The following is a 16,718-nucleotide window of genomic DNA, read 5'->3' on the forward strand; positions in this document are numbered from 1 at the left end:
TACATCTTCGGCGCGGTGTGGATCGGCCAGCTTCATGCACAGGCTTTTGGCATTCCGGTGCCTTCACAGTTTCTTTCTTCGCTCCCCTATCTGGCAACCGTCGTGGTTCTCGTTCTAATCTCCCGCAACAAGCGGCTGACGATGATGAACACGCCGGCTTCATTGGGGCAGCCATTCGTTCCGGATCGTTGACAATTACAAAAAGACGGGAAGCTCCAAGGCTTAACTCAGAGAGGTAACACAATGAAAAAACTGCTTATTGCGTTGATGACCACAGCTGCGGCCGTGTCGCTGGCGGCAACCGCCGAGGCGGCCGACAAGCTGAAGGCCTGCTGGGTCTACACAGGCCCGATCGGCGACTTCGGCTACTCCTACCAGCACGACCAGGGTCGCCTCGAAGTCGAGAAGGCGCTGGGCGACAAGGTCGAGACCGCTTACCTCGAAAACGTGTCGGAAGGCCCCGATGCCGACCGCGCCTTCGAGCGTCTGGCGCGCGAGAAATGCAAGATCATCTTCGGCACCTCGTTCGGCTTCATGGACGCCGAGGTGAAGGTCGCCAAGAAGTTCCCGAAGGTGATGTTCGAGCACGCCACCGGCTTCAAGACCGGCGACAATCTCGGCGTCTACAACGCGCGCTTCTACGAAGGCCGCTACGTGCTCGGCCAGATCGCGGCCAAGGAATCGAAGAAGGCCCTTGCCGGCTACATTGTCTCCTTCCCGATCCCGGAAGTGGTGATGGGCATCAACTCCTTCATGCTGGGCGCGCAGTCGGTCAACCCGGACTTCAAGGTCAAGATCGTGTGGGTGAATTCCTGGTTCGACCCGGGCAAGGAAGCGGACGCCGCCAAGGCGCTGTTCGACCAGGGCGCGGACATCATCGTTCAGCACACCGACTCCACCGCTGCCCTGCAGGTTGCCGAGGAGCGCAAGCTGCACGGCTTCGGCCAGTCGTCCGACATGATCAAGTTCGCGCCGAACGCGCAGCTGACCTCGCTTACCGACGAGTGGGGCCCGTATTACATCAGCCGCGTGCAGGCGGCCCTCGACGGCACGTGGAAGCCGGACAATGTGTGGCTAGGCATCAAGGACGGCGCTGTCAAGCTCGCGCCCTATACCAACATGCCCGACGACGTGAAGGCGATGGCCGAAGCGACAGAGAAGAAGATCGCCGGCGGCTGGAACCCCTTCACCGGTCCGGTGTCCAAGCAGGACGGTTCGCCTTGGCTGAAGGACGGCCAGGCTGCCGATGACGGCACGCTGCTCGGCATGAATTTCTACGTCAAAGGCATCGACGACAAGCTGCCGCAGTAAGCGGAGCCGAAGACTTAAAAGGGAAGGGCGCCTTTGCGGCGCCCTTTTCATTTATGCCCTGTCGGACACGCTCGTCCGCGCTTCAGACGGCCGAGCCATAGAGGTCGTAGGCATCGGCCCGCTCGATCTTGACGGTGACAATTTCACCGGCGCGTAGCGGGCGGCGCGACTGGATATGCACCGAACCGTCGATCTCGGGCGCGTCGTATTTGGTGCGGCCCTTGGCCGAGGTGCCATGCGCTTCATCGATCAGCACCGGCAGGCGCTTGCCGACCTTCTTGGCGAGCTGCGCCGCGGAGATCTTCTGCTGGCGCTGCATGAAGCGGTGCCAGCGCGCTTCCTTGATCTCCTGCGGCACCTGCTCGAGGCCGAGATCATTGGAGCGCGCGCCCTTGACCGGCTCGTATTTGAAGCAGCCGGCGCGGTCGATCTTCGCCTCGTCCAGCCAGTCCAGCAGCATCTGGAAGTCTTCTTCCGTCTCGCCGGGGAAGCCCACGATGAAGGTCGAGCGAATGGCAAGGTCGGGGCAGACTTCGCGCCAGCCGCGGATGCGGTCCAGCGTCTTTTCGCCATGAGCCGGGCGGCGCATGTTCTTCAGCACCTGCGGCGAGGCATGCTGGAACGGGATGTCGAGATAGGGAAGGATCTTGCCTTCCGCCATCAGCGGAATGACGTCGGCGACGTGCGGATACGGATACACGTAGTGCATGCGGATCCAGATGCCGAGCTTGCCGAGTTCCTCGGCGAGGTCGAGGAATTTCGCCCGCACCTCACGCTCGCCGAACATGCTGGTCTGGTACTTGATGTCGATGCCGTAGGCGCTGGTGTCCTGCGAGATGACGAGGATTTCCTTGACGCCAGCCTTGGCGAGCTTCTCAGCCTCGCGCAGCACGTCGGCGGCCGGCCGCGAGACGAGATCGCCGCGCAGCGCCGGGATGATGCAGAAGGTGCAGCGGTTGTTGCAGCCTTCCGAGATCTTCAGATAGGCGTAGTGGCGGGGCGTCAGCTTGACGCCCTGCGGCGGCAGGAGATCGATGTAGGGGTCGTGGCTCGGGGGCGCAGCTTCATGGACAGCCGCCATCACGCTCTCATAGGCCTGCGGCCCGGTGATCGCCAGGACATTGGGATGTTTCTCGCGGATAACCTCCGGCTCGGCGCCGAGGCAGCCGGTGACGATGACGCGCCCGTTCTCCGACAGCGCGGAACCGATGGCGTTGAGCGATTCGTCGCGCGCCGAATCGAGGAAACCGCAGGTGTTGACGACGACGAGATCGGCGCCGTCATGCTTGCGCGCGATCTCATAGCCCTCGGCGCGCAGGCGCGTGATGATGCGCTCGGAATCGACGAGCGCCTTCGGGCATCCAAGACTGACGAAACTGACGCGTGGGGCGGACATGGGTAGTCTTTCAGGATTTCGGGATCGCGCGCAGTATCACATCTGTTGCGGCATTGGTATGGGCAAGGGCTGCGGCGAAACGCAACCGCGCGAGCCGCAAGGAATGTTTGCCAGTCGGGCGCTCAGGTCACCGCGTCGCTTACGTGCGGCCAGACTTCCATCGCGCCCCGATAAATCATGTCGAGCGCGACATAGAGTATGATCAGCAAGCCGATATAGGCGATCCAGCGATAACGGTGCAGAAGCTTCGCGATGAAGCTGGCGGCAAGGCCCATCAGGGCGATCGACAGCACGAGGCCGATGACCAGAACCGGGAAATGATCGCGCGCGGCGCCGGCGACCGCCAGGACGTTGTCGAGCGACATCGAAACATCGGCAACGACGATCTGCAGCGCAGCCTGGCCGAGCGTCTTGCGACGGGATTTGGCTGTGCCACCGCTGTCAAGACCAGAGTTGGCCAGTGCCTCCGTGGCTTCGCGTTCGTCGGCATGCGAGGTGCTCAGCTCGCGGTACATTTTCCAACAGACCCAAAGCAGCAATATGCCGCCGGCCAGCAGCAGGCCGACGATGGCGAGCAGCTTGACCGTGACGGCCGCAAACAGGATCCGAAGGACGGTCGCCGCGAGCACGCCGATGAGGATTGCCTTCCTGCGCTGGTCGGCCGGAAGGCCAGCTGCGGCAAGGCCGATGACGATGGCGTTGTCGCCGGCAAGCACAAGATCGATGGCGATGACCTGAAGCAGAGCTGTCAGGCCCGCGGCACTGAAAACATCCATCGGCTTGAACCCCCTGATGTTCGCCGAATGTCGGTCGTCGAATGTGCTGACGGCCTAGCTTGTATAGTTCACGCCCGTCAAGGGAACGGCTGGGACTATGCTCTGCATGGTCGTCCGGTTCGCTGGAAATCAGTCGATCTACGCCGACGGATTGGCGGAGAATCCCAAGCCGCCGACCATCGGTCAATCATAGAGATTGTACCGGGCCCAGTCGGATTCCGGAATCTCGTCGCCGATCTTGTAGCGGAACTGCAGCACCTGCATGTGGTCCGGCGCGGTCTGGCACTTGAACTTCAGCCGGTACCATTGACCCTTGCTGCGAAACGCGGCGCCGGGGCTCCTGATGGCGTCGGCGCTCATCTGTGGGCTGGCGAAAGCGTAGGCGACCACGCGGTCGGCTTTGTAATTGTGATCGTCGTGGCTGATGCGGTCGAGCACTTCGGCGTCGCAACGCTGCTCGAGACGGGTCTGCGGATCGAGTTTCAGGAGGCCGGCGCGCAGCGCATTGTCCATCGCCTCGGCCGGCCCGGCCAGCGCCAGCGGCGCCAAAGCCAAAAGGCAGAGCTTTTTCATGGGGGCGACAAGCAGCATATTTTGTCCGAGAAATCAATCAAGCGCACGCGGTTGTGAGATTGGCGCCGGCCTCGGCGCAGTCGATCGGCGGCGGCGACGCGGGCGGGGCAGACGGCCTCGTTGCCATTGGCGGCGACGGCAAGACCGTGATCGTCAACAACCACGCGAAATCACGACATACGGCGGTGCGGACACGAGCGTCACCGATCTGGGCCCGACCATCAAGGATGTCGGCGCCGATTGCCGCATTTAACCTGCGGCGGCGGTGGAGTTCGGCGCTAATTCCACGAGACCTTGACCATGCCTGGGAAGCTCTTTGCCTGCTCAAGGCTTTGGACGATCTCAGTCCGGTATCGGCCTTTGTTCTCCAGACCGTCCCAGACAAGGAACGCGACAATGGCGGCGACGAACAGCAGAACTGGTCGCATCGGAACCTCCCTCAAAGCTCCTCGTACGCGCAGTCGCTATTATGCTCCTGGCGGGAGTTTAACACAAGAAAGTGCTAATATTCGACAGGTGATCGCCACGACTCTGATGCGCCATGGTGCTGCGAGAAAACTCGCCGGGCGAGGAGCCCCATTACCTCAAGCCCGGCGAAGGTTTACTCCCTGATCCCCGATCAGGGCCGGTGGGAGGAACACCGACACCATACTCTGTGCAAGACCGGTGCCAGCATTCTGGTTCCAAAATGAGACAGGTACGCAACCCTTGCATGGCCTGGGCGCGCGTATTGAAGGCCGCGCCTTGGACGCGCGATGCGGTTGGACAGGTGCTTCCTGCCTTTGGAGATCATAAATACCAGACGGCCAGACCGGCGCCGATGACAAGCAGGGACACCAGCTGGAACCCGGCTATGACGGCATATTTCTTCCAGGGCTGATGCTCCCAGAAAACCATCGCCAGCATCGGCATGGCGATGAAGCCGAGCCAGTTGAAGAAGCCGACAGCGGCGCCCTGCGCAAAGGTCGTGGCGCCGGCGTAGACGATGGCATGGATGAGGACAAAGCAAAGGACCAGCCCGCCGATGAAGTCGGCCACCATCGCCTTGCCCATGCCCTTCCTCATTTCTGCTTCCGAGCAGCCCGCCAGCGCGGCGAAGCTTTTGCCGAAAAGCAGAGGCGAGAACCACACCGCACCGATGACGAAGCGCACGATAGCGGCGATCAGCAACGGCCAGAAGTGCAGCGGAATTTCCTTCATTGAAAGCAACCCCGTCAAACGGTTGGACCGGTGATGTCCAACATGAGCGCGCGCTAACGTAAAGGCAAGAAAATCGCGTGTCGGGCTGCGGGACTGCCGGCGGCTTTTGCCCCTCGGCCTGAGATTTTGCCTGCGCCATGCCGATCTGCAGCTTTTGGCGGAGGGAGTGGGATTCGAACCCACGGTGAACTTGCGCCCACGCCGGTTTTCAAGACCGGTGCCTTAAACCGCTCGGCCATCCCTCCGCTATGGTTTTTCAACCACTTGGGATCATTGCTATCGGTCGTTGTCGAGCGGTCGGCACCGAATTGGCACCGAAGGCGTTCCCGACCGGTTCGCGCTTCACTCCTGTAGTGCGGCAGTCAGTGTCGCGTCAACCGCTGCGGCGACACCGTCCCGGCGCCCTGGCAAAAGGTTTGCATAAATGTTCAGCGTAACCGAGGCCGGGCTTTTTCATTTGTGGCGGAAAAGTCACGCATCTCGAATATGCGCTGCTTCAACCGGTGCGCGCTTATTATCCACCTAAGCGCGGCGTAGCGTCTTCGATGGGCATCTGGGGAATGCCCGCGACTCCTCCCGAACTAGCGCCCGCTACGGCTAGACGTGGTGGGCGCTTCCTTATTTGGCGAGGCGAGCCCGACTTGCAAACTCGGCTGCTCAGGCCGTGTTTTGGAGCGGTCGACCGTTCAGAAGTCGCAGAAACCGTGCATTGAGGGATGTGGAGGCGGGGGATGGCCTCCGATACTTTTTCAACACCTGTGCCTTGAACCGCTCGGTCATCCCCCCAGACACTATTTTCGCCCGCATTTTGGTGAGCCGGCTTCGTCCGTCAGGGATCCGCCGCCAGTTCGCGAAGTGCTCAGCCCGTATGATTCAGCAGCTTGGTGGCGGCGACGTCACCGCGGCGCTCGGCGTTAGCCCGATCGATGCCTTCCACCGTGATCGCGAACATTCCGTTCTCGATCCTGCCGATCCAGCCCTTCGCCTTTAGGTACCAGAGGTGAAATTCCAGATGCTCCCGAGGGCAGGCGGACAAACGTTCGAGTTCTGAATCGCCAATGCCAGGATTGTTCACGTCCTGCCGGCGCTTTACGTAGAGAAGCGACAGCAGCTTCGCCTGGATGGCCAGGTCTCGTTCGATACCTTTCGCGCTGCTGGCTTCCGTGGTCAGCTCGTGGCGAATATTCAAATTGTCTTTATATTGAATATCGTATTGCGCGCGCTTTACGGGATCTTTCAGCGTGTTGTGAGCTTCCACAATATCGCTGAAGCGCGATTCATCGCCAGTTTCCCGATTGTCGGGATGATAGCGCATGGCGAAATAACGAAATATCCGCTCGATCGTTTCCGAGTTGGCGTTCGGGCTGATTTCCAGGATTTCGTAGTAGTCGATGAACATAATCGTGCTTCCACGATATCGCTATTGCGAACATCGTTGAGAGACACACCCCCCCGTTTCCCCTTTGGGCAACATTGCGCAACTGTTGTGCACATGCAAGCCGCGCCGCCAGCCCAAAACGTCAGTTCGTTACCCGGCTACAGCGGCTAGTAGCGTATTTCGCCATAATCTCGCCGGGTTCCGGCCATAATCGATTAACATCGTGATAAACAATTCCTGTGCAAAAGGGATTGGGATCAAGGTGTCGCTAACGTTTCGTCGGCTTGGCTCCGCGAACCGGCAGCGAGAGGGGACATTCGGAAAATGCAGACTTCGGCGCGCCCGCGTCTTCGTCGCGCTCCCGCTTTCGCCTTGTGCGCGCTTTCCGCGATGCTGCTTGCCGGCTGCGGAACGGCACCGGAGCCGAAGGCGATGGTCGATAAGCGGCAGCGCTCGAAGGAATATTTCGCCGAATCCGAATATGGCGTGAAAGCGAGCCCGCGCGTTGCCTTCATGCGGCGTGGCGGCGGCCGCGACCAACTCGGCAAACCTTACCAGGTGCGCGGCAAGTGGTATTATCCGAAGGAAGACAAGCGCTACGCCAAGGTTGGCCTGGCGTCGTGGTATGGCGACGCCTTCCACGGTCGGTTGACCGCCAACGGCGAAGTCTACGACACGGCGCAGTTGACGGCGGCGCACCCGACCATGCCGCTGCCGAGTTACGCCCGCGTCACCAATCTTGCCACGGGCAGCTCGGTCATCGTGCGCGTCAACGACCGCGGCCCCTATCACGAAGGCCGCATCATCGATGTCTCGCAACGCGCCGCTCAAATGCTCGACTATGCCAATGTCGGCACGGCCGAGGTGAAGGTCGAATATATCGGGCGGGCACCGCTCGACGGCAATGACGATCAATATCTGATGGCCTCCTACCATCCCGGCAACAGGCGGCCGGATCCGTCCGACGGACTGCCGAGCGGCGTGATGGTGGCCATGAACGGTCCGTCGCCCAGCATCTCGGTGGGAGCGCCTCCCGCCGCCGTACCGTTCCCCGGACAAATGACCAACTCCGGCAATGTTGCAGTGCAGCCGGCACTGGCGGTGCAGGCGCCGGGCATCAGCAATGTCGCGCTGCCGGATTTCGGGCCGATCGTACCGGAGCGGCCTGACATGAGGGGGCCCCAGATGAGGCTGCCTCCGAATTCGCCCTTTGCCATGGCCTCGCTTTCCTATGCGAATGAGCGCGTTCAGCGTGCCGATGTCTTTGCCGCACTCGATGACAACGGCCTGTCGCCAGCCAACATCCTGCAGTCGTGGAAGAAATCGAACCGCCAGCAGGCTCCGGCTTCGGATTATGTCGCAGCCGGGTCGTTCGACGACGCCTCGGAGGCAAAGCGTGTGGCCGCGGCACTCAAGCCGTTCGGCCGGACCGAAATCCAGCGCACGGAACTCGACGGCAACGACTGGTACGCGGTCAATGTCTACCCCGACGGGCATGGCAGCATCGACGATGTACTGCAGGCCGCGTGGTCGCACGGCGCGCCGGATGCGCTGGTTGTGCGAAACTGATCAAATTCGCTCGCGCGGTTGATCCGGCGGAAAAAACCCTGATAGCTTGGCCGCGTTATATTACTGTGTAATTCCCAGCGGAAAACCGCTGCGCGGTTCTCGCGGAATTGCAATAACGGGTCGGGATTTCATGCCGTTGCGCGTCTTTCAGCCTCTCGCAGGATTTCTGGGATTGGCGCTTCTGCTTTTTTGCCTGAGCCCTGCGAGCGCGCAGCTTTTTGAGACCAAGGCGACCCAGGCCTTCATGATCGATGCCGATACGGGCACGGTGCTGTTCGCCAAGGATGCCGACAAGCCGATCCCGCCAGCGTCGATGGCCAAGCTGATGACGATGGAAGTGGTTTTCAACGCCATCAAGCAGAAGCGGATCACCCTCGACGACACTTTCGTAGTCAGCGAGAACGCCTGGCGTACCGGCGGCGCGCCGTCGGGAACCTCGACCATGTTCGCCAAGCTCAAATCGGCCGTGCGGGTCGAAGACCTGATCCAGGGCGTGACGGTGCAGGCCGCCAATGACGGCTGCATCGTGCTGGCGGAGGGAATGGCCGGCTCGGAAGCGAATTTCGCCGCGCAGATGACCGATCGCGCCCACGAGCTCGGGCTCGCGAAGTCGAAATTCGTCAATTCAACCGGCCTGCCGGCCGATGGCCAACAAACCACAGTGCGCGAGCTGACGCAGCTGGCGCTGCATATATGGCGCGACTATCCGGAGTTCTTCCACTATTACGCCCAGCCGGATTTCACCTGGAACAAGATCGCGCAGAGGAATCGCAATCCGCTGCTGGCCATGGGTATCGATGCCGACGGTTTCGTGGCCGGCGCCAGCGAGCAGGGCGGCTTCGGCATCGTCGGAACGGCCAGCCACAACGGCATTCGGGTGATCGCGGCCCTGAGCGGCCTGGCGAACGACAAGGAGCGCTCGGAAGAGGCGCGCAAGCTGCTCGACTGGGGGTCGCGCTCGTTCCAGAAGACCGAGATTTTCGCCAAGGACGAGGTGGTGGGCGAGGCGCAGGTCTTCGGAGGCACCAAATCCGGCGTGACCTTGAAAGCCAAGGGGCCGATAAACATCTTTCTACCGATCGCCAACCGCGACAGGCTGACGGCCAGGATCGTCTACACCGGCCCGGTGGCGGCTCCCGTCGAAGAGGGGCAGCCGGTGGGCGAGTTGCGCGTCTGGATCGGCGATACGCTGAGCCAGCAGACGCCGCTGTTCGCGGCAGAGTCGGTGAAGGTCGGCACGCTGCCGCAGCGGGCGCTCGACGCGGCAAAGGAACTGGCGGTCGGCTGGCTGCGTCAGAAGCATTTGTGATCGGGCAAGTTCGTGGACCTTTTGTCGGACGAGAGCTATGACGGCGGCGAGCGCGGACAAAGGCATTCTCGGTTGACGGGCGGATTTTTCATCACCTTCGAAGGCGGCGAAGGAGCAGGCAAGTCGACGCAGATCGAGCGACTGGCGCGCCGCATGCGCGCCAAGAAATACGATGTCCTGGTCACGCGCGAGCCAGGTGGCTCGCCTGGCGCCGAGGCCGTGAGGCATGTGCTTTTGTCGGGCGCCGCGGAACCGTTCGGGCCGAAGATGGAAGCGATCCTGTTTGCCGCGGCACGTTCCGATCATGTCGAGCAGGTCATCCGTCCGGCGGTCGAGCGCGGTTCGATCGTGCTGTGCGACCGCTTCATGGATTCCTCTCGCGTCTATCAGGGCGTCACCGGCGGCCTCGATCCGGCCTTCATGAAAGCGCTGGAAGAGGTCGCCATCAACGGCATGGTGCCAGACCTGACGCTGATCTTCGACATCGATCCGGCTGAAGGGCTGAGGCGTGCCACGGCGCGGCGTGGCGCGGGCGACGGTCCTGACCGCTTCGAGAAGGAGACTTTAGCCATCCACCAGCGCCGCCGCGAAGCCTTCCTGGCGATCGCCGAGGCCGAGCCTGAGCGCTGCATCGTCATCGATGCATCGGCCGACGCGGGCGTGGTGGAAAATGTCGTCACGGCCGCCGTGTTCGCCGCGCTGGAAAGACGGATGCCGGTGCAAAGGAAGCAGACGGCCCCGGTATGATCTTCGAACGCATCGCCCCCGAACAGCACGACACGCTGGACGGCGTCCCCGAGCCGTCTGAAACACCGCGCCTGATCGGACATGCGCAGGCGGCAAACGTGCTCACCGCCGCCTATCGCGCCGGCAAGCTGCCGCATGCGCTGATCCTTGCCGGGCCTCTGGGCATCGGCAAGGCGACGCTCGCTTTCCATCTGGCGCACCACCTGTTGAAATATCCGGATTTCACGACCGCGCCCGAAACGCTTGCCATTCCCGATGTGTCGTCATCGTTGTTTCGCCAGATCGCCACCGGCGCGCATCCTGGCGTGCTGCACCTTACGCGCCCGGCCAATGACAAGACCAAGAGCTTCAAGACGGTGCTGACCGTTGACGAGATACGCAGGGTCAACCGCTTCTTGTCGATGACCTCGCATGACGGCAGCTACCGCGTCGTCATCGTCGACCCGGCCGATGACATGAACACGAACGCCGCCAATGCCTTGCTCAAGAATCTCGAGGAGCCGCCGGCGCGCACCCTGTTCATCCTGATCGTGCACGCGCCCGGCAGCCTTTTGCCGACGATCCGCTCACGCTGCCAGATGGTGCGGCTGGCGCCTCTCGCCACCGACGAACTGATGACGGTTCTGGAAGGCGTCGAACCGCCTCCGCCGGATGACCCGGCGGCGTGCGCGGCGCTGGCCGAGCGGGCAGGGGGCAGCGCCCGCAACGCGATCCTGCTGACCCAGTATGGCGGGTTGGAAATCGCGGGCGCGCTCGACACGCTGGTGACGGCGCGCAAGCCGGAGATTGCCGCTGCCCATCGTCTGGCCGAGGCGGTCGCCGGTCGCGACCAGGCCATCCAGTTCGACATCTTCAACCGGCGCGCACTCGATCTTCTGTCCGCCGCCGCCAGCGAGGCTGCGCTCGCCGGCGATCTCGGCAGAGCCAAAACGCTGTCCGAGGCTTGGCACGAGGCCTTGAACACGATATCTGAGGCGGAGACCTACAATCTCGACAAGAAGCAGCACGCCCTGACCATGATCGACCGCCTGAATTCTGTGATGCGAATGTGACGGCCCCCTTCGGGATGGCAATCGCCGTTCCGATGCGATATCCACCGCCACAACTCACATTCAGACATTCATGACGGTTCATTCATGTCACGCGATAAATTCTACATCACGACCGCTATCTCCTACCCGAACGGCAAGCCGCATATCGGTCATGCCTACGAGCTGATCGCGACCGACGCGCTGGCCCGCTTCCAGCGGCTTGACGGCAAGGACGTGTTCTTCCTGACCGGCACCGACGAGCATGGTATCAAGATGCTGCAGACGGCGCGCAAGGAAGGCATTTCGCCGCGCGAGCTGGCCGACCGCAACTCGGCCGAGTTTAAGCGCATGGCGAGCGTGCTCAACGCCTCCAACGACGATTTCATCCGCACCACCGAGGAGCGGCATTACGCTTCCTCGCAGGCGATCTGGAAGGCGATGGCCGCCAATGGCGACATCTACAAGGGCGGCTATGCCGGCTGGTATTCGGTGCGCGACGAGGCCTATTACGGCGAGGAAGAGACCGAAGTCCGCGCCGACAACGTCCGCTACGGGCCGCAAGGAACGCCGGTCGAGTGGGTCGAGGAGGAGAGCTACTTCTTCCGGCTGTCAGCCTATCAGGACAAGCTCATCGCGCTCTACGAAAGCCAACCCGATTTCATCGGCCCGGCCGAACGTCGCAACGAGGTGATGAGCTTCGTCAAGTCGGGGCTGAAGGACCTGTCGGTCTCGCGCACCACCTTCGACTGGGGCGTGCCGGTGCCGGGCGACGAGAAGCATGTGATGTATGTGTGGGTCGATGCGTTGACCAACTACATCACCGCCGTCGGCTATCCTAATGAAAATGCTGATAAATGGCGTTTCTGGCCTGCGGACGTACACATCATCGGCAAGGATATCGTGCGCTTCCACACCGTCTACTGGCCGGCCTTCCTGATGTCGGCGGGGATCCCGTTGCCGAAGCGTGTCTTCGGCCATGGCTTCCTGTTCAACCGCGGTGAGAAGATGTCGAAGTCGGTCGGCAACGTCATCGACCCCTTCACGATGGCCGAACATTACGGCGTCGACCAGGTGCGCTATTTCTTCCTGCGCGAGGTGCCGTTCGGCCAGGACGGAAACTACAGCCATGAAGCGATCGTCAACCGAACCAACGCCGATCTCGCCAACGGCCTCGGCAATCTGGCGCAGCGCTCGCTGTCCATGATCGCCAAGAACTGCGGCGGCGCGGTGCCGAAGCGTGGCGAACTCGCCGAGGCCGATCGTGCGATCCTCGACCAGGCGGTCGAAGCGCTCGCCGCATCGCGCAAGGCGATGGCGGAGCAGGGCATCCATCTGGCGCTTGCCGCGATCTTCGGCGTGGTGGCGGAAGCCGACCGCTACTTCGCTTCCCAGGAACCCTGGGCGCTGCGCAAGACCGATGCCGAGCGCATGGAAACGGTGCTGTGGACGACGGCCGAGGTGGTGCGGCGGGTGACGCTGCTTTGCCAGCCCTTCATTCCGGGATCGGCAGCCAAACTGCTCGATCTTCTCGCCGTGCCGGCGGACAGGCGCAATTTCGAGCATGTCCATGCCGACCACGCGCTGGTGTCCGGCACGGCCTTGCCGGCGCCTGAAGGCGTGTTTCCGCGCTACGTCGAGCAGGATGGCAAGGCCTGATGCTCGTCGACAGCCATTGCCATCTCGATTTTCCGGATTTCGCCGAGGAGCGGGCGGCCATCGTCGCCCGCGCCCTGGCGGCCGGGGTCGGCCGCATGGTCACCATCTCGACGCGGGTGAAGCGATTTCAGCAAATACTTGAAATCGCTGAAACTTTTAATGAAGTCTACTGCTCTGTCGGCACCCACCCACACAATGCGGCGGAAGAGCTCGACGTGAGCGCCGACGAACTGGTTCGGCTCTCTGCCTATCCCAAGGTGGTGGCGATCGGCGAGGCCGGCCTGGACTATTTCTACGACCGCGCGCCGCGCGATGCGCAGGCGCATGGCTTTCGCACCCACATCGCCGCCGCGCGCCGCACCGGGCTGCCGCTGGTCATCCATTCGCGCGACGCCGACGATGACATGGCAGCCATTCTCGAAGGTGAAACAGGGAAGGGCGCCTTCCCCTTCATTTTACACTGTTTTTCGTCGGGGCGCCGGCTGGCGGAAGTCGGCGTGGCGCTGGGCGGTTACGTCTCCTTCTCCGGCATCCTGACCTTCAAGAATTCGGCCGAACTTCGGGCCATCGCCGCCGACGTGCCGCGCGACCGCCTGCTGGTGGAGACCGACGCGCCCTATCTTGCCCCCATCCCGCATCGCGGCAAACGTAACGAACCCGCCTATGTCGCGAACACAGCGAAGGTTCTGGCTGAGACCGTCGGCGTCAGCGAAGCCGAAATCGCCGCCATCACCACCGACAATGTCTTCCGGCTCTTCACCAAGATGCCGCGTCCGGTGGCCTGACAGATGAGCGACCGGCTGCGCCTGACCATTCTCGGCTGCGGCTCATCGCCAGGCACGCCCCGGATCACCGGCGACTGGGGCAATTGTGATCCGGCCAATCCGAAAAACCGGCGCATGCGCGCGGCGGCCCTGGTCGAGCGCATCGCCGCCAATGGCGCCCGCACCACCATCGTCATCGACACCGGACCGGACTTCCGGTCCCAGATGCTGCTGGCGTCGGTCAGGCGCATCGATGCCGTCATCTACACGCATCCGCATGCCGACCACATCCACGGCATCGACGATCTGCGCGGCTATGTGCTGGAGCAGCGCCACCGCATCGACATCCATGCCGACGAGCCGACCATGCTGCGGCTGCGCCAGGCCTTCGGCTATTGCTTCGAGACGCCGCCGGGAAGCTCTTATCCACCGATCGTCCACGCTCATATCATCGATCACGCCAGGCCGGTGGTGATCGAAGGAGAGGGGGGTGCCCTCGCCTTCGAGCCGCTGCCGCAGATACATGGCGACATCATCTCGCTTGGCTTCCGCATCGGCGGGCTTGCCTATTGCCCCGACATCAGTGACTTCCCGGCAGCCACGGCCGACCGCCTGCGCGACCTCGACATGCTGGTGATCGACGCGCTGCAGTACAATACCCATCCCAGCCACCTGTCGCTTGGCCAGGCGCTGGGCTGGATCGAGAAGCTCGCTCCGACGAAAGCCGTGCTGACGCATATGCACGTGCCGCTCGATTACAACGCCGTGATGGCCGAGACGCCGGAGCACGTTGTGCCGGCTTATGACGGCATGGTGATTGAAATTCCTTATGAGTCAGCGCGATAGCGGCGCGGCTTCATTTCTCTCGCGTGGACCGGCAGAGCGGTTGGTGCCGGCTGGCAACTTTGCCACGCTTGGGTGCTTTCCGTCGCCAGCCGAGAATGGTCAGGGTTTGAGTTGAAACCAACTGGGAAGCCCAGCAATTCCCTGGTTTTTGTCAAAGGCATAAGTTCCATAATCTATCTTATGCGACTTTGATATGGAGCTCCCCGCGGCATGGTCGACCTCGTCTTTGCGCCGCTGGATCACTTCAAATCCGATAGCTCGTCGTCAAGGATCAGCGCTTGTCTGGCCGTCGCATCGAGCCTGCAGCTGACGACGATGTTGCTCTGGCGATCGCTATTGGCGGTCTCGACAGCGCCCTCGGCCGCGCAACGCGCATCCCGGTAAGCGATCCATGCACGCTGCATCTTGCGATAGCCTTCCCGTAACTCAGGCCTGGCCTTGGCCATGAGTGCGGCATAGGTCGTGTTCAGCCGATCCTCCCACACATTTACCTCTCGGCCGGCGCAATCGATCAACCCAAGCTGCGATTGTCCATCCTCGCTCTCGAAGGAACATAGTTCCGTAACGTAGTCGATGCACGAGGCCGGCTCGTGTCCGGCGAGCTTAATGATGTTGTCGACATGGGAGGCCGGCGTGGGTTTGTCGTTCACTCCTGGTACGTTGCCAGGAAAATCGCTGACATATTTCAGGCATTCGGCAAGCGCGGCCCTGTCCGACGCCAGAACCGGCTCTTCAGCCCTCGCCGGCAATGAGGCTGCCAAGAGCAGACCGCAAGTCGCGAACACCAGGAGGCTTTTCATATCCAGGTCCCCATTTCCAAGCATTGGATCCCGCAATGATAAACTTGAGGCGGTTTGTCGCGTTAGAAGAACCCGTCGAGGAACGCCGATGTGTGGTCGGAGATGCCGACGATCTTGTTCGTCGACTGACGGTAGAACTTGAAATTGAGCTCGGTTTCGGGCCGGCGGTCCTTCCAATCCTTGAACCGCTTGAGCTCGTCCCGACCCAGTTGCCTGGCCGCCAAAGCCGTACGGCGGATGGACACGCTGACGCGCGGGGTCTGCCGCTCGAGGTCGGGCGTTCTGGGAATCGCCTCCGACGATGTGACGACGCCGCGCGCGACGAGGCCGCGCCCGCCCTCGTTTTCGCTGGCGAACACGAAGATCGTGTCGCCCTCGGCAATATGCTTGCCGCCATACATCGTTTTCTGCGCGACGAAGGTAAATGTGTCCGCCTGCGGATCGAGGACCTCGACCTTGATCGCGAATACCATGCTTAGGGACTCAGATGGATCTGATAGGTCAGCACGCGTTTTGCGCCCGGCGGGATCAGCATCACGCCCGGCTTTTCGGTGAACTCGCCGTCGAATTCCATCGGGCTGGCAAGGCCATGCCAGGGTTCGATGCACAGGAACGCCGCGCCACCGGGCTTGGACCAGATGCCAAGTTCCCGGAAGCCCTGCCACGACATCTCGATGGCCGGCCCACGCTCCGCTGAATACCGCACGGCGCTGCTGACTGGCCGGTCAAGGATGACGGCGTCGTCGACGAAAAGTTGCTCGGAAAGCGCGAGGATTTTGCCCTCGATTGGAGTGGGCTCACCCTTCGGCAGCAGGAGTCCGTCCTTCAGGCGGCGCACCGGCGCCGGTTCATCGTCGGCAAAGGTGAGCCGATAGGCTTCCTTGGGCAGCTCCGGCAGCAAGGGCCAATTGAACGCGGGATGGGCGCCGACCGAGGCGGGCAATGGCTCCTCGCCGGTGTTGGTTATCTCGAAGCCCACGGCGAGCTGACGGAAGCCAAGGCTGTAGCTTACGGCCAGCAGGAAGGCGAACGGGTAGTGCGCGCGGGTCTCTGCGTCGTCCGTCAGGACCAGCGTGCAGGAGGACGGCCCCTGCTCCGCCCAGGCAAAACGCCTGTCGCGGGCGAACCCATGCTGTGTCATCGGATACGTCTTGCCGTGATGGCGAAGCTGATCGCCCTTCAGGCGGCCGACGATCGGAAAGAGGACAGGGGAATGGCGGCGCCAAGCGGGACCTGCCTGCCACAGAAGTTCGGTCCCTTCGCCATTGCGCAGGGAAACCAGCTCTGCCCCCTGCCCGACGATGGTCGCCGAGATGCCGTCGCCATGAAGCGTCACCTGTTCCATGCGCCCTCGTGGGTGGC

Annotated in this window: 17 protein-coding genes, 1 tRNA gene and 1 pseudogene; 9 read left to right on the forward strand and 10 right to left on the reverse strand. The window is 62.3% G+C overall.

What is annotated here, in order from left to right; translation table 11 throughout:
- Together Q0L57_RS23590 and Q0L57_RS23595 are read left to right on the forward strand one after the other, a co-directional pair.
- A pseudogene (locus Q0L57_RS23590) lies at positions 1-192 on the forward strand (ABC transporter permease); the annotation flags it as partial.
- Positions 193-243: 51 nt separating this feature from the next.
- Positions 244-1,311 (forward strand): BMP family ABC transporter substrate-binding protein, encoded by a 1,068-nt coding sequence (locus Q0L57_RS23595; protein WP_296745465.1) that lies wholly within the window; start codon positions 244-246, stop codon positions 1,309-1,311.
- 82 nt (positions 1,312-1,393) lie between these two features.
- Here Q0L57_RS23595 and rimO read toward each other — a convergent pair whose 3' ends face one another.
- From rimO to Q0L57_RS23630, 7 genes are all read right to left on the reverse strand, one after another.
- Positions 1,394-2,707: a 30S ribosomal protein S12 methylthiotransferase RimO gene (gene rimO, locus Q0L57_RS23600; protein WP_296745466.1), complete on the reverse strand. Its 1,314-nt coding sequence runs from the start codon at positions 2,705-2,707 to the stop codon at positions 1,394-1,396.
- Between the two features lie 122 nt (positions 2,708-2,829).
- Positions 2,830-3,483 carry a TerC family protein gene (locus tag Q0L57_RS23605; RefSeq protein WP_296745467.1) on the reverse strand — a complete coding sequence of 218 codons (654 nt, stop codon included), beginning with the start codon at positions 3,481-3,483 and terminating at the stop codon, positions 2,830-2,832.
- Positions 3,484-3,666: 183 nt separating this feature from the next.
- Positions 3,667-4,074 (reverse strand): DUF930 domain-containing protein, encoded by a 408-nt coding sequence (locus tag Q0L57_RS23610; RefSeq protein WP_296745468.1) that lies wholly within the window; start codon positions 4,072-4,074, stop codon positions 3,667-3,669.
- Positions 4,075-4,334: 260 nt separating this feature from the next.
- Entirely contained in the window at positions 4,335-4,484 is a 150-nt protein-coding gene (locus Q0L57_RS23615) for a hypothetical protein (protein ID WP_296745469.1), read from the reverse strand.
- A gap of 361 nt (positions 4,485-4,845) precedes the next feature.
- The gene (locus tag Q0L57_RS23620; protein ID WP_296745470.1) at positions 4,846-5,256 is read right to left on the reverse strand and encodes a DUF1761 domain-containing protein; all 411 of its coding nucleotides are present in this window, start codon (positions 5,254-5,256) and stop codon (positions 4,846-4,848) included.
- Between the two features lie 155 nt (positions 5,257-5,411).
- A tRNA-Ser gene (locus Q0L57_RS23625) sits at positions 5,412-5,501 on the reverse strand.
- 614 nt (positions 5,502-6,115) lie between these two features.
- Positions 6,116-6,655 (reverse strand): J domain-containing protein, encoded by a 540-nt coding sequence (locus Q0L57_RS23630; RefSeq protein ID WP_296745471.1) that lies wholly within the window; start codon positions 6,653-6,655, stop codon positions 6,116-6,118.
- A 303-nt stretch (positions 6,656-6,958) separates the two neighbouring features.
- On the opposite strand from Q0L57_RS23630, the gene Q0L57_RS23635 reads away from it, so the two are divergent.
- From Q0L57_RS23635 to Q0L57_RS23665, 7 genes are all read left to right on the forward strand, one after another.
- Positions 6,959-8,203, forward strand: coding sequence for a septal ring lytic transglycosylase RlpA family protein (locus Q0L57_RS23635; RefSeq protein WP_296745472.1), 1,245 nt, complete (start codon positions 6,959-6,961; stop codon positions 8,201-8,203).
- Between the two features lie 130 nt (positions 8,204-8,333).
- Positions 8,334-9,512 carry a D-alanyl-D-alanine carboxypeptidase family protein gene (locus tag Q0L57_RS23640; RefSeq protein ID WP_296745474.1) on the forward strand — a complete coding sequence of 393 codons (1,179 nt, stop codon included), beginning with the start codon at positions 8,334-8,336 and terminating at the stop codon, positions 9,510-9,512.
- A gap of 72 nt (positions 9,513-9,584) precedes the next feature.
- A complete protein-coding gene (gene tmk / locus Q0L57_RS23645) occupies positions 9,585-10,259 on the forward strand; it encodes a dTMP kinase (RefSeq protein ID WP_296745482.1) in 675 nt (224 codons plus the stop codon).
- A complete protein-coding gene (locus Q0L57_RS23650; protein ID WP_296745475.1) occupies positions 10,256-11,311 on the forward strand; it encodes a DNA polymerase III subunit delta' in 1,056 nt (351 codons plus the stop codon). The genes tmk and Q0L57_RS23650 overlap by 4 nt, the downstream gene beginning before the upstream one ends.
- A gap of 84 nt (positions 11,312-11,395) precedes the next feature.
- Complete coding sequence (metG, locus tag Q0L57_RS23655) at positions 11,396-12,946, forward strand: methionine--tRNA ligase (protein ID WP_296745476.1); 1,551 nt, start codon at positions 11,396-11,398, stop codon at positions 12,944-12,946.
- Complete coding sequence (locus Q0L57_RS23660) at positions 12,946-13,731, forward strand: TatD family hydrolase (RefSeq protein WP_296745477.1); 786 nt, start codon at positions 12,946-12,948, stop codon at positions 13,729-13,731. Before metG ends, Q0L57_RS23660 begins: the two co-directional genes overlap by 1 nt.
- A 3-nt stretch (positions 13,732-13,734) precedes the next feature.
- Positions 13,735-14,556, forward strand: a complete 822-nt coding sequence (locus tag Q0L57_RS23665; RefSeq protein WP_296745478.1) for an MBL fold metallo-hydrolase — start codon at positions 13,735-13,737, stop codon at positions 14,554-14,556.
- Between the two features lie 239 nt (positions 14,557-14,795).
- On the opposite strand, the gene Q0L57_RS23670 is transcribed toward Q0L57_RS23665, so the two are convergent.
- From Q0L57_RS23670 to Q0L57_RS23680, 3 genes are read right to left on the reverse strand one after another with little or no spacing between them, the layout of a single operon-like run.
- Complete coding sequence (locus tag Q0L57_RS23670) at positions 14,796-15,392, reverse strand: lysozyme inhibitor LprI family protein (protein WP_296745479.1); 597 nt, start codon at positions 15,390-15,392, stop codon at positions 14,796-14,798.
- Positions 15,393-15,418: 26 nt separating this feature from the next.
- Entirely contained in the window at positions 15,419-15,829 is a 411-nt protein-coding gene (locus Q0L57_RS23675; protein WP_296745480.1) for a hypothetical protein, read from the reverse strand.
- Positions 15,830-15,831: 2 nt separating this feature from the next.
- A complete protein-coding gene (locus tag Q0L57_RS23680; RefSeq protein ID WP_296745481.1) occupies positions 15,832-16,701 on the reverse strand; it encodes an aldose 1-epimerase family protein in 870 nt (289 codons plus the stop codon).
- Between the last annotated feature and the right edge of the window lie 17 nt (positions 16,702-16,718).

The sequence above is a fragment of the Mesorhizobium sp. genome (genome assembly GCF_024509055.1).
Taxonomy (GTDB): domain Bacteria; phylum Pseudomonadota; class Alphaproteobacteria; order Rhizobiales; family Rhizobiaceae; genus Mesorhizobium.